Source organism: Micromonospora sp. DT229, assembly GCF_049844505.1.
Lineage (GTDB): Bacteria > Actinomycetota > Actinomycetes > Mycobacteriales > Micromonosporaceae > Micromonospora.
This window is the reverse complement of sequence record NZ_JBNCLD010000005.1, coordinates 1-12,205: the sequence shown is the minus strand read 5'-3', so window position 1 is coordinate 12,205 and position 12,205 is coordinate 1. Positions and strand designations below refer to the sequence as shown.

The following is a 12,205-nucleotide window of genomic DNA, read 5'->3' as shown; positions in this document are numbered from 1 at the left end:
GGCAGGCAGCTCCGACCGGTCGCCTGTCGGGCAGCTCTGACCCGCCCGCCTGGTGGGGCAGTTGCGCCCGAGACAGGAATCCGGGACGCCGGCCGTTGGTGACGGCCGACGCCCCGGATCACTGAGGAGGCACTACCTTTACCGCCGGTCCCATACGGATGATCAGAGCCGGCGGCGTCTATGCGGCTACTCCGTAGCGTGCACCACGTCGCGTACCTCGGCGAAGTGGCAGGCGCTCGGGTGACCGGACTTGTCCCGGATCTCCAGCAGCGGCTCCTGCTCGGCGCAGATGTCCTGAGCCTTCCAGCAGCGGGTCCGGAACCGGCAACCCGACGGCGGGTTGGCCGGCGAGGGCACGTCGCCGGTCAGCACGATCTGGTCCCGCTGGCCGCGCAGCTTCGGGTCCGGCACCGGCACCGCCGACAGCAGCGCCTGGGTGTACGGATGCGTCGGCGTCTCGTAGATCTCGTCCTCGGTGCCGATCTCGACGATCTTGCCGAGGTACATCACCGCGACCCGGTCGGCGATGTGCCGGACCACGGACAGGTCGTGGGCGATGAAGATGTACGACAGACCCAGCTCGTTCTGGAGCTTCTCCAGCAGGTTGATCACCTGTGCCTGGATGGAGACGTCCAGCGCCGACACCGGCTCGTCACAGAGGATGATCTCCGGGTTGAGCGCCAGGGCCCGGGCGATGCCGATGCGCTGCCGCTGGCCACCGGAGAACTGGTGCGGGTACCGGTTGATGTGGTCGGGGTTGAGACCGACCAGCTCCAGCAGATCCTGTACCTTGCCCCGCCGCTGACCCTTGGGCACCACGTCCGGGTGGACCTCGAACGGCTCGCCGATGATGTCGCCGACGGTCATCCGGGGGTTCAGCGAGGTGTACGGATCCTGCATCACCAGCTGGATGTTGCGCCGGCCCCGCCGCCGCTCCTCGGCACCGACCTTGGCCATGTTGCGGCCCTGCACGAACAGGTCACCGGAGGTCGGCGCCTCCAAACCGACAAGCATCCGGGCCAGGGTCGACTTGCCGCAGCCGGACTCGCCGACGACACCGAGGGTCTCCCCCCGGCGCAGTTGCAGGTTGACGCCGTCGACCGCCCGCACCGCGCCGATCTGCTTCTTGAAGACGATCCCCTGGGTCAGCGGGAAGTGCTTCACCAGGTCGCGGGTCTCCAGCACGAAGTCACTCATCGCCCTTGACCTCCTTCCAGAAGTGGCAGGCCGAGGTGCGGCTCGGCGTCACCTGATACAGCGGCGGCCCCGGGTTCTGGCGGCAGACGTCCTGTGCGTACCGGCAACGGGGGTTGAAGGCGCAGCCCGGCGGGATGTTGGTCAGCGCCGGGGGCAGCCCCTTGATGGCGCTGAGTTCCTGACCCTTGAGGTCCAGGCGCGGGATCGACTCCAACAGACCCTTGGTGTAGGGGTGGGCCGGGCTGGCGTAGATGTCGTCCACCCCGGCTTCCTCGATGACCCGACCGGCGTACATGACCGAGATGCGGTCCGCCACGTCGGCGACCACGCCCATGTCGTGGGTGATCAGCACCAGGGCCATGTTCCGCTCCTGCTGGAGCTCGGCCAGCAGGGCCATGATCTGGGCCTGGACGGTCACGTCCAGCGCGGTGGTCGGCTCGTCGGCGATCAGGATCTCGGGGTCGAGCGCCAGCGCCATCGCGATCATCACGCGCTGCCGCATACCCCCGGAGAACTGGTGCGGGTAGTCGTTCACCCGCTGCTTCGCCGCCGGGATCCTGACCAGGTCGAGCAGCTCGACGGCGCGGGCCTTGGCGGCCTGGCGGGACATGCCCCGGTGCTTGCGGAACATCTCGGCCAACTGGAACCCGACCGTGAAGACCGGGTTCAGCGCGGAGAGGGCGTCCTGGAAGATCATCGCGATCCGGTTGGCCCGGACCCGACGGCGCTGCGCCTCGGGCAGCTTGAGCAGGTCGACACCCCGGTAAAGGATCTCTCCACCGGTGACGAACCCGGGCGGGCTGTCCAGGATGCCCATGATCGCCTGAGCGGTCACGCTCTTGCCGCAGCCCGACTCGCCGAGGATCGCCCGGGTCTCGCCGGCCCGCACGTCGAAGCTCACCCCGTTGACCGCGTGGGCGATGCCGTTACGGGTACGGAACTCCACCTGAAGGTTCTTGACCTCCAGTGGCAGCGCGTTCGGGTCCAGGCCCGGCAGCGCGTCCAACTTCACGTTCACGTCAGTGCTCATGCCTCACCGGAACTTCGGGTCGAGGGCGTCACGCAGGGCGTCACCCATGAGGATGAAGGACAGCACCGTGCCGATCAGCAGGCCGCAGGGGAAGAGCAGCAGCCACGGATCCTCCAGGAAGTAGACCTGGTGGACCGAGATCATGATGCCCCACGACTGGGCCGGCGGCTGGAGCCCGACGCCGAGGAAGGTCAGCGTGGCCTCCGCGGCGACGAAGGAGCCGAGCACGATGGTGGCGTACACCAGCATCGGGGCGATCGCGTTGGGCAGGATGTGTCGGAACATCAGCCGCGAGTTGCGGGCACCCACGGCCTTCGCCGCGTGCACGTAGTCCAGATCCTTCGCGGAGATCACGCTGCCCCGGATGATCCGGGCGATGGTCGGCCAGGCCAGCAGGAACAACACCATCGTGATGGTCCAGATGTTCTGCCGCTTGATCACGGTCAGGAACACGATCGCGCCGAGCAGGAACGGCAGCGAGAAGAACATGTCCATCACGCGGGAGATGATCGCGTCGACCCAGCCGCCGTAGTAGCCGGCCAGCAGGCCGAGCAGGCCGCCGACGATCACGATGGCGGAGGTCGCCATCACCGCGATCACCATCGAGGGCCGGGCGCCGTAGATGGCGTGTGAGTAGTAGTCGCAACCCAGGATGTCGTACCCGAAGGGGTGCTCCCAGCTCGGCGAGATCCGAGACCGGTCGGTGCTGCAGTTACGCGGGTCCTGGCTGGTCCAGAGCCACGGGAAGGCGGCCATCGAGCCGACCGCGAGGATGTAGAGGGAGGCGATCACGAAGACCGGATCGCGGACCAGCTGCCGCCGGGCATCCGCCCACAGGCTGGCGCTGCGCTCCTTGCCGCTGCCGCCGGTCGTGGCCTCCGTCGTCGGGCCGTCACCCCCGACCGGCGCGCCACCGACGGCCGCACCCGCACTCGTCAGGTCACTCATGTCCACACCTCGTTTCGCTCCAGCCGGAGGCGGTCTGATGCCCAGCGGACCGCATCGTCACCACGGTTCGGTCACTCATAGCGGATCCTCGGGTCGAGCACGGCGTACAGGAGGTCGACCAGCAGGTTGGCGACCAGGACGACCAGGACGAGCATGGTCACCACGCCGACCACGACGGACGATTCGCCGGTACGGGCGGAGAGGGTCACCAGTCGACCGATACCGGGAACGTTGAAGATCGTTTCCGTGACCACCGCACCGGCCATCGCCGCACCGATGTCGACACCGAGGAAGGTGATCACCGGAATCAGCGAGTTGCGCAGCGTGTGCACGCCGATGACCCGCTTGTTCGTCAGGCCCTTGGCCTTGGCGGTCCGGACGTAGTCGGCCCGGATGTTCTCCATGATGCTGGTCCGGGTCAGCCGAGCCGTGGTGGCCAGTGAGACCGCACCGAGGACCATGCCGGGAATGATCAAGCTGGCGAACGGATAGTCGGGCTTGAATCCAGGGGTGAACACCCCGACCGAGATCAGGTCAGGAACCCAGTCCTGGCCCCGTAGGACGTTACCGAACTTGACCCCGACGAACTCCCGCACCACCACGCCGAGCACGAAGATCGGCACCGAGATGATGAAGACCGTGCTGATCTTGACCATGTAGTCGAGGAAGCTGCCGCCGCGCAGACCGGCCAGCACACCGGCGGCGATACCCACGACCGCCTCGAAGACGATCGCGATCACCAGCAGCTTGAGGGTGAACGGGATGGCGTCGGCCACCAACTCCGTCACCGGACGTTGACGCAGGTTGATGCCGAAGTCGAAGTGGAGGAAGATGTTCTGGAGCCGATCCAGGAAGAGCCCGAAACAGGGGTTGCCCTTCTGGTCGAGGCATGGGTCACCGTAGCCGAGTCGCTCGGTGATCGCCTGCAACAGCGCGGGCGGCGGGGTCCGGTCACCGAAGATCGCCCGGACCGGGTTCCCACTGAACTGGATCGCCAGCGAAGTCATGTAGTGGAGCAGGAACATGGTGCCCAGCACGGTGGGAATGAACTGGAGCAACCGTCGAATGACGTAGCGCCCCATCTCGGGGTCTCCTCTCGGCGCTGACGTGGCGGTAACGATCACCCTGGTGAGGTGACCGTTACCGCCACGTCGTATTACGGCTGGGTCAGGAGCCTGAAGCTCAGGTCTACTTCAGAGAGGTCGCTGCGTAGTCCGCGTCCGAAACGGCGTTCCAGACGAACTGGTCGACCTTCTCGCTGTAGAGGGCACCAACCTTGTTGAACCACATCGGGATGACCGGCAGGTCCTCACCGACCAGGTCCTCCGCCTTCTGGTAGGACGGGATCGCGGCCTGGATCGAGTCGGCCGAGTCACCCTCCTTCATCGCGGCGTCGAACTCGGGGTTGCTGTAGGTCGAGTTGTTGCTGCCCGAGCCCGTGCCGTAGAGCGGGTAGAGGAAGGTCTCCATGAACGGGTAGTCCGGGCCCCAGCCGAGCCGGAATCCACCGGTGAACTTCTTCTGGTCCGCGGTCTCGAGGTACTCGGCGAACTGCAGGTTGACCTTCAGCTCGTAGTCGATGCCCAGGGCGTCCTTGATCTGGTCACCGACGGCCTGCAGCCACTGGTCGTGACCGGCACCGGCGTTGGCCCACAGGATCAGCTTCTCACCGGCCGGCCAGCCGCCGGCCTCGGCGAGCAGCTGCTTGGCCTTCTCGACGTCCTTCTTGCAGTACTTGCAGACGTCGGCGCGGGCACCCTCGAAGGTCGGGGCGACGAAGCCGGTGGCCGGGGTGAACCGGCCGTCGAAGACGGCGTCGATGATCGACTGGCGGTCGATCGACAGCGAGAGCGCCTGACGGATCCGCTTGTCCTTGAAGTTGTCCTGGTACAGCGGCATACCGACGTAGGTGAAGCTGTCACCCGGCTGCTCGTACATCCGGTCGCTGTAGGTGGCCTTGGCCTCCTTGTAGCGGGCCGGCGGCACGGTGTACATCACGTCCAGCTCGCCGGCCTGGAAGGCGGCGTAACCGGCGTCGACGTCGGCGAAGATGCGGTACTCGATGCGGTCCGGCTTGCCGGGCTCACCCTTCCAGGTGTCGCTGCGAACCACGTTGATCGCAACGTTGTGCTGCCAGTTGCCGTCCATCTTGTACGGGCCGTTACCGATCGGCTTCTCGTTGCAGGCCGCGATGTCGGCGACGCACGCCTCGGCCATCGGGAAGAAGCCCGGGTAGCCGATGGTGGTCGGGAAGCCGGAGAACGGAGCCTCCAGCTCGACGGTGAAGGTCAGGTCGTCGACCTTCTTGAGGCCGGAGAGCTCCTTGGCCTTCGGCTCCGGGGCCTTCTGCGGGCCGTCGCCGTCCGGGTCGGTGGACTGGACGTCCTTGATCCCGGCGATGCGCTTCATGAAGTAACCGTTGTTCTGGGCGTTCGGGCTGTAGGCCGCGAAGTTCCAGGAACGGATGAAGGCGTCGGCGTTGACCGCCTCGCCGTTGTCGAAGGTGTAGCCGCTCTTGATCTTGATCGTCCAGAGCTTCTGGTCGTCCGACTCGACCGACTCGGCCAGGTCCATCTCGACCGCGGAGCTCTGGGCGTTGTACTTCACCAGACCACGGAAAAGCGAACGGATCACGTACAGCGACGGTTCGTCGTCACCACCGGAGGGCGTCAGGAACGCCGGCTCCGCGTTGTAGACGCGCAACGTGCCGCCGGTCGAGCCGGCGTTGTCGTTGTCGTTGTCGCTACTGCCGCCGCAGGCGGTAGCCAACATGGCGGTGGCGGTCGCCGCGACCGCCACCTTCAGGAATTTCCCGCGCATGGGAGTGCCTCCTCAGGGCGCTCGGGCTCACGAGGGGGTTGTGAGGTGCCTGCCACTGTGACACCAAATGCACCCAAGCCGGAAGGCGTGTTATCAAGCCGATACCCGCCCGGGACGGTGCCGACATCCGCCTGGAGGCGAGTTCGCGTCACCCCACATGCATGGTATGACCTGCCCGTCAACGGCTTTTCGCGCCCGATCGGCCGATTGGCAGGGGGACGTTGATGATCTCTGTGACGGCGAGAAATCAGAACGTGAATCCAGCCACTCGTGGCAGGATCCTACCCAAAAGTAGGAGTCGAGTTCCAGACGTGCAGGCAGGTTGATCATCCGGGTGATTGATCCGCCGGCCCCGACGATCGGTTAGACCAGTCGACGGTCCGCCGCCCACCGGGACAACTCGTACCGGTTGGACATCTGGAGCTTGCGCAACACGTTGGAGACATGGGTCTCCACCGTCTTGATCGAGATGTAGAGCTCCCGGGCGATCTCCTTGTACGCGTACCCCCGGGCCAGCAGCCGCAGCACCTCGCGCTCGCGGTTGGTCAGCTGGTCCAGTTCGGGGTCCGCGACCGGGGCGTCCGGGCGGGCGGCGAAGGCGTCCAGCACGAAGCCGGCCAGCCGAGGGCTGAACACCGCGTCCCCGTCGGCCACCCGGCGGATCGCCGCGGCCAGCTCGTCCGGGGAGATGGTCTTGGTGACGTAACCCCGGGCACCGGCCCGGATCAGCCCGATCACGTCCTCGGCGGCGTCGGAGACGCTCAGGGCCAGGAAACGCACCTCGGGATGGCTGCGCCGCATCGCCTCCAGCACCGCCCGGCCCCCACCGTCGGGCATGTGTACGTCCAGCAGCACGACATCGGGTCCGGTGGCGGCGATCCGGCTGACCGCCTCGGCCACCGTGCTCGCCTCGCCGACCACCTCCACGTGCGCTCCCAACTCGGCGCGTACGCCCGCCCGGAACATCGCGTGGTCGTCGACCAGGAACACCCGCAGCCGCTCAGGGCGGGCCTCGGCCGCCTCAGCCGGTTGCCTCGACTGCTCAGCCATCATCTGCCCCTCTCCGCAGTGGCCGACTCCCGGGCGATCGGCAAGATCAGCCGGACCTCGGTCCCCTCCCCAGGCCGGGAGCGGATCTCCGCCCGGCCGCCGTGCCGCTTCATCCGTCCGATGATGGAACCTCGGACCCCGTGTCGGTGATCCTCCACGGTATCCGGATCGAACCCGGCACCCCGGTCCCGGATGAAGACACTGACCTGGTCGGGTTCGACCTCGGCGTACAGCGAGACGGTCTGCACCCCGGCGTGCCGGGCGGCGTTCACCAGGGCCTCGCGGGCGGCGGCGACCAGCGCGCCGACCCGCTCGTCGGTCTCCCGGTCGCCGACCACCACCGCCTCCACGGTGATCGCGAAGGTGTCCTCGACCTCGGCCGCCGCCTGCTCCAGGGCGGCCGCGAACCGCTCCGTCGGTGATCCGGTGGGCTTGTAGAGCCAGTTACGCAGGGAGCGCTCCTGGCCCCGGGCCAGGCGCTGCACCATCTTGACGTCACTGGCGTTGCGCTGGATCAACGCCAGGGTGTGCAGCACCTGGTCGTGCACCATGGCCGCCAACTCGGCCCGCTCCTGCTCACGGATGCGCCCCTCCCGCTCCGACCGGAGCTGGTTCCAGGTCCGCCAGAGCACCGGGGCGGCCACCACCCCCACCCCGGCCAGCCCGACCAGCGCGAAGATGACCCCGTTGATCACCGCGTCCATGTTCTGCGCCGGGGAGTACACCGCGGCGACCCCGATGATGCCGACCGCTACCAGCACCCCGCCGCCGACGAAGCGCAGCACGAAGGCTCGCCGGTCGCTCTCCTCCACCACCGCGCTGAGCCACGGCACCGGCATCGAGTCGCCCCACTGGCGCCGCCGCTCCGGCCCGGACTGGTGCCAGATCACTCCGGCGCCGACCGCGATGATCGCTACCAGCCAGCCCGCCGTACCGGCCGCGCCCACCGAGTCGAAGACCATCACCTGGATCAGCAGGACCCCGAGCCCGATCGCCACGAACGGCAACAGTTGGGCGATGTCTCGACGGGGTGGTGCCGCGGTGTCGCCGGGGCGTAGCGGGACGACCGCCCAGAAGGCGGCGTACAGCAGCAGACCGAGACCGCTGAACCCGAGCAGCACCATGAAGGCGATCCGGACCCGCAGCACCGGCACCCCGAGGTGCTCGGCGATGCCGGCGGCCACCCCGGCGGCCATCCGGTTCTCCGGGGCGCGGTAGAGGCGGGGTGGCTGACTCACGGCACTGATCACGGGCTCCCTGGGCAGGATCTTCGCCGGATGCGGTCGGGCTCCGGCCCAGGTTGATCGTCACATGCAGGGCAGCCGGCCGACCACGGGGAGGCCCCGGAGATTGGGTGGCGTCGGATCTCAGGGTGGGGTCAGGGTCGCCTCCTGAGGTCACTCGGGCCTCCGGCGTCGCAGGATCGAGACATGACCGACGACCCTGCGCAGCCGCACCGACCGGAGCCGACGGAAGCCGAGGCGACCTCGCCGATCCCGTCGGCATCATCGGCCGCGCCCGCATCGCCGGGCTCGGCCGGGGACGACACGGCAGCGCCGGGCACCCACCCGTTGCCCACCACGGCCGCCGGGGCACCGACCGCACCCCTTTCGCCCGCACCCTCCGCCGGGCCCGGGCCGACCAGCCCGCCACCGTACGACTCGACCGCCGTCCCACCTCCCGGCGCCGGCTGGACCGGCACCCCGCACGACCCCACCGCCGTCCCACCTCCCGGTGGCGGCCGGGGCGGTCCCACCGCCGTCCCGCCTCCGGGTGGCGGCTGGGGCGCTCCCCCGCCCGGCGGCGGCCCGACCGCCAGCGGGCCCCCGCCCGCAGGGGGTGCCGGCGGACCCTTCGGGGGGGCCGGCTTCACCTCCCGGTACGGGCTGGTCCGCCCCAGCGACGGCCGGTACCTGGCCGGGGTCTGCGCGGCCATCGGCCGGGCCACCAACACCGATCCGGTGCTCTGGCGGGTGCTGCTGGCGGTGCTCGGCTTCTTCGGTGGCATCGGAATCCTGGTCTACGTCACCGCCTGGTTGATCATCCCGGGCGAGGGCGACACCGCCTCCCCGGTCGAGTCGATGCTGGGCCGGGGCAGATCGAGCATGTCCCCGGTCACCGTGATCGTGCTCAGCATCCTGGTCGCGGTGGCCTTCGGCTACATCGTCACGGACGCCTTCCGCGCGGTGCTGCTCGGCGCGGCCATCCTGGTCGGTGGGGCGTTGCTGCTCAACCGTCAGCAACAGCAGCGGCAGCCCGAACCGGGCCCCGCGACCACCCCACCCGGTCCACCACCGGCCCCCGCCCCACCGGTCAGCCACCCCACCCCGAGCCCCTACCCGCCGCCGTACGCCGGCAGCCCGCAGACCCCCGCCTACCCGCAGTACGCCGGCAACCCGCAGACCGCCACCGCCTACCCGCAGTACGCGACGGTCCCCCCCACCCCACGACCGGAAGAACCCGCCGTGCATCCCTTCCCCGCGCCGCCCTGGTCGACGGCGAGCACCCCGCTGACCTCGCCCACGGTGACCCCGCCACCGACGTACCGTCCCCCGTTCGCTCCGCACGGCCCGTACGCGCCGCGGACCATGGCCCCACCTCCCCCGCAGCCGAGACCGAAGCCGCCGAAGAAGCCCCGGGAACGCTCCGCCCTCGGTGCGGTGACCTTCTCGCTGATCTTCGTGGCGCTGGGTCTGGTGGGCGTACTCGATCTGCTGGACATCTTCCGGATCGGCGCCTCGGCCTACTTCGCAGCGGCACTCACCGTGATCGGCCTGGGTCTGCTCGTGGGCGCCTGGTTCGGCCGGGCCCGCTGGCTGATCGCCCTGGGCCTGGTGACCGCAGCCGCCCTGGGGGTGGCCACCGTGGCGGAGTCGTACGAGCGGGCCGATGGTTTCGGCAACTCGGTCGTCTGGGCCCCGGCCAGCCACGACGACCTGGCCCTGCGGTACGAGCAGAGCTTCTCCGACGCGGTGCTGGACCTGCGGGCGGTGGATTTCGACAAGCGGGAGACCGAGATCACCGTGGTCATCAACTTCGGTCAGGCCACCGTGCTGCTGCCCCCGAACGTGGACGTGACCGCGGTGACCGAGGTCACCGCCGGTGACGCGAACATCCTCGGTGACCGGCGCGGCTGGTCGAGGGACGACCAGCGCCGGGAGGTCGTCGACCTGGGTCCGGACGGACCGGGCGGCGGCAAGCTCCGCCTGAACCTGCACGTCAACGCCGGACACATGGAGGTGACCCGATGAGGGCACACCGTACCGACCTGGTGTCGTTCGTCTTCGGGCTGCTCTTCCTGGCGCTCGCCGCGTGGTGGCTGCTCGCCCAGGTGCTCGGCCTCGTCCTGCCGCCGGTGGGCTGGTTCCTGGCCGGCGGGCTGATCCTGATCGGCCTGCTCGGTCTGCTGGGTGCCCTGCGCTCCACCAAGCAGGCCGACCAGCCCGAGCAGCCCGGCCCGGCGGCCGAGGGGTACGGGGGGCCGCAGGTGGCGACCGATCCGGATCTGCGCAGCGACGAGGACCACACCCTGAACCTGACCGAGGAGGACCGCACCCTCCTGACCGGGGAGGACCGCACCCTCGATCTGATCGGCGAGGAGCCGCCCACGCCACAGCGGCGCGGCCCGACTGCCTGACCATGCGGCAGCGGCGCCACGCCGCCTATGCTGGCCGGTGTGCTCCCGCCTTCCGGCCGGCCCACGTCGCGGGGCATCCCGCGCGGGTCACCGGTTCGCGCGGGCCGCTCGCGGCCGGGCCGATCGCGCCGCCGGGCGGTGATCTCGCGTCAGTCGCCTCTATCCCGTCAGGAGCCCGTTGCAGATGACCCAGTTTCCCGGCGTGCGTGCCGCCGGCCGGTCCGGCCCGGTCCGCCTCGGCGAGCGTGCCGCCCGCACCCTCGTCGCCGAGCTAGCCCGGATCAACGACCCCAAGGCCGCACTGCTGGTAGGTGCGGCGCCGGAGTCTGCGGTGCTGGCCGCGGCCATTGAAGCCCTGCTGCCTGGCGACACCCTCACCGTGGTGCCGGCCGAGTCGGTCAGCCCCGCGGCGCTGCGTGAGCATGTCACCGCCCAGGGGCGTTGGGTCGCCGATCGGGTCCGGGTGGTGGACAGCCTGGCCGAGGCCGAGCCGGCCGCGGTGGTGGTGGCCGGTGAGGCGTTGTCCGGTACCGCCGAAGAGGCCCGCACCACCATCGAGACCCTGACCAAGTACCTGGCCGACGGAGCGGTGCTCAGCGTGGCGACCGCGGTCGGGCGGACCGCCGGTGCGGCCATCGAGATGGAGCGCCAGGGTGCGCTGCACGGCGTCGGGGTCGACCTGGTGCTGCGCAACGCGGAGCCGGTACGGGTCTACCGACTCCGGTTCACCCCGGCAGACTCCGCCGCGGCGGAGCGTCTCGCCCCCGCCTACCGCCCGTCCAGCGTGCCGCTGACCCGGGGCATGCACATCGACTCCAACGGGGTGGCCGCCGCCGGCATCGCCCTCGGTCTGGCCGCCGTCACCCGGCTGACTCGGCCGAAGTCCAAGCTGTGGCTGGTTCCCGCGCTCGCCGCCGCGCCGGTGGCCGCCTTCTTCCGGGACCCGCAGCGGGAGGTGCCGGAGGACCCCTCGGCGATCGTGGCCGCGGCCGACGGCAAGGTCCTGTCGGTGCAGCGACTGCACGACGAACGCTTCGGCGACAGCGAGTTCCTGCGGATCGCGGTCTTCCTGTCGGTGCTCGACGTGCACGTCAACCGCTCCCCGGTGGCCGGCAAGGTGGTCGACTACTTCGTCGCCGACGGGGGCTTCGTCAACGCGATGAAGCCGGACGCGGAGCACAACGTGGCCGCGTACACCGTGCTGGACACCGCACACGGCACGGTCGTGGTGGCGCAGCGGACCGGCCTGATCGCCCGGCGGATCGTGCAGCGGGCGCCGGTGGGCACCCTGCTGGCGCGGGGCGAGCGGTTCGGGCTGATCCGATTCGGCTCCCGCACGGACGTCTACCTGCCGGTAGAGGCCGCGGACCCGGTGGTCGGGCCCGGCGACAAGGTGGTCGGCGGGGCCACCGTCATCGCCCGCTGGCGCTGATCGAGGCCGAGAAAGGGCGCCGCGGTCGACCGCGGCGCCCTTTTCGTCGGTACGGAGATCAGATGGTGCGACGCTGGTGCAGCCAGAGCAC

At 69.6% G+C, this 12,205-nt stretch carries 10 protein-coding genes; 3 read left to right on the top strand and 7 right to left on the bottom strand.

From position 1 onward, the window contains the following. Window positions 1-186 precede the first annotated feature (186 nt). From ACLQ2T_RS09405 to ACLQ2T_RS09375, 7 genes are all read right to left on the bottom strand, one after another. Window positions 187-1,197, bottom strand: coding sequence for an ABC transporter ATP-binding protein (locus ACLQ2T_RS09405; protein ID WP_425765613.1), 1,011 nt, complete (start codon window positions 1,195-1,197; stop codon window positions 187-189). Next, entirely contained in the window at window positions 1,190-2,227 is a 1,038-nt protein-coding gene (locus ACLQ2T_RS09400) for an ABC transporter ATP-binding protein (protein ID WP_425765612.1), read from the bottom strand. Before ACLQ2T_RS09400 ends, ACLQ2T_RS09405 begins: the two co-directional genes overlap by 8 nt. Before the next feature lie 3 nt (window positions 2,228-2,230). Next, window positions 2,231-3,175: an ABC transporter permease gene (locus tag ACLQ2T_RS09395; protein ID WP_425765611.1), complete on the bottom strand. Its 945-nt coding sequence runs from the start codon at window positions 3,173-3,175 to the stop codon at window positions 2,231-2,233. Window positions 3,176-3,246: 71 nt separating this feature from the next. After that, the gene (locus ACLQ2T_RS09390; RefSeq protein WP_425765610.1) at window positions 3,247-4,257 is read right to left on the bottom strand and encodes an ABC transporter permease; all 1,011 of its coding nucleotides are present in this window, start codon (window positions 4,255-4,257) and stop codon (window positions 3,247-3,249) included. Between the two features lie 106 nt (window positions 4,258-4,363). Continuing rightward, window positions 4,364-5,995 carry a peptide ABC transporter substrate-binding protein gene (locus ACLQ2T_RS09385; protein WP_425765609.1) on the bottom strand — a complete coding sequence of 544 codons (1,632 nt, stop codon included), beginning with the start codon at window positions 5,993-5,995 and terminating at the stop codon, window positions 4,364-4,366. A 363-nt stretch (window positions 5,996-6,358) separates the two neighbouring features. Further along, window positions 6,359-7,045: a response regulator gene (locus ACLQ2T_RS09380; RefSeq protein ID WP_425765608.1), complete on the bottom strand. Its 687-nt coding sequence runs from the start codon at window positions 7,043-7,045 to the stop codon at window positions 6,359-6,361. Beyond that, entirely contained in the window at window positions 7,045-8,283 is a 1,239-nt protein-coding gene (locus tag ACLQ2T_RS09375; protein ID WP_425765911.1) for a PspC domain-containing protein, read from the bottom strand. Before ACLQ2T_RS09375 ends, ACLQ2T_RS09380 begins: the two co-directional genes overlap by 1 nt. A gap of 192 nt (window positions 8,284-8,475) precedes the next feature. Here ACLQ2T_RS09375 and ACLQ2T_RS09370 point away from each other — a divergent pair, with 192 nt between their 5' ends. The 3 genes from ACLQ2T_RS09370 (at window position 8,476) to ACLQ2T_RS09360 (ending at window position 12,114) form a co-directional block, all read left to right on the top strand. After that, window positions 8,476-10,296: a PspC domain-containing protein gene (locus ACLQ2T_RS09370; protein ID WP_425765607.1), complete on the top strand. Its 1,821-nt coding sequence runs from the start codon at window positions 8,476-8,478 to the stop codon at window positions 10,294-10,296. Further along, window positions 10,293-10,682, top strand: coding sequence for a hypothetical protein (locus ACLQ2T_RS09365; RefSeq protein ID WP_425765606.1), 390 nt, complete (start codon window positions 10,293-10,295; stop codon window positions 10,680-10,682). Before ACLQ2T_RS09370 ends, ACLQ2T_RS09365 begins: the two co-directional genes overlap by 4 nt. 184 nt (window positions 10,683-10,866) lie before the next feature. Further along, entirely contained in the window at window positions 10,867-12,114 is a 1,248-nt protein-coding gene (locus tag ACLQ2T_RS09360) for a phosphatidylserine decarboxylase (protein ID WP_425765605.1), read from the top strand. The last annotated feature ends 91 nt before the right edge of the window (window positions 12,115-12,205 follow it).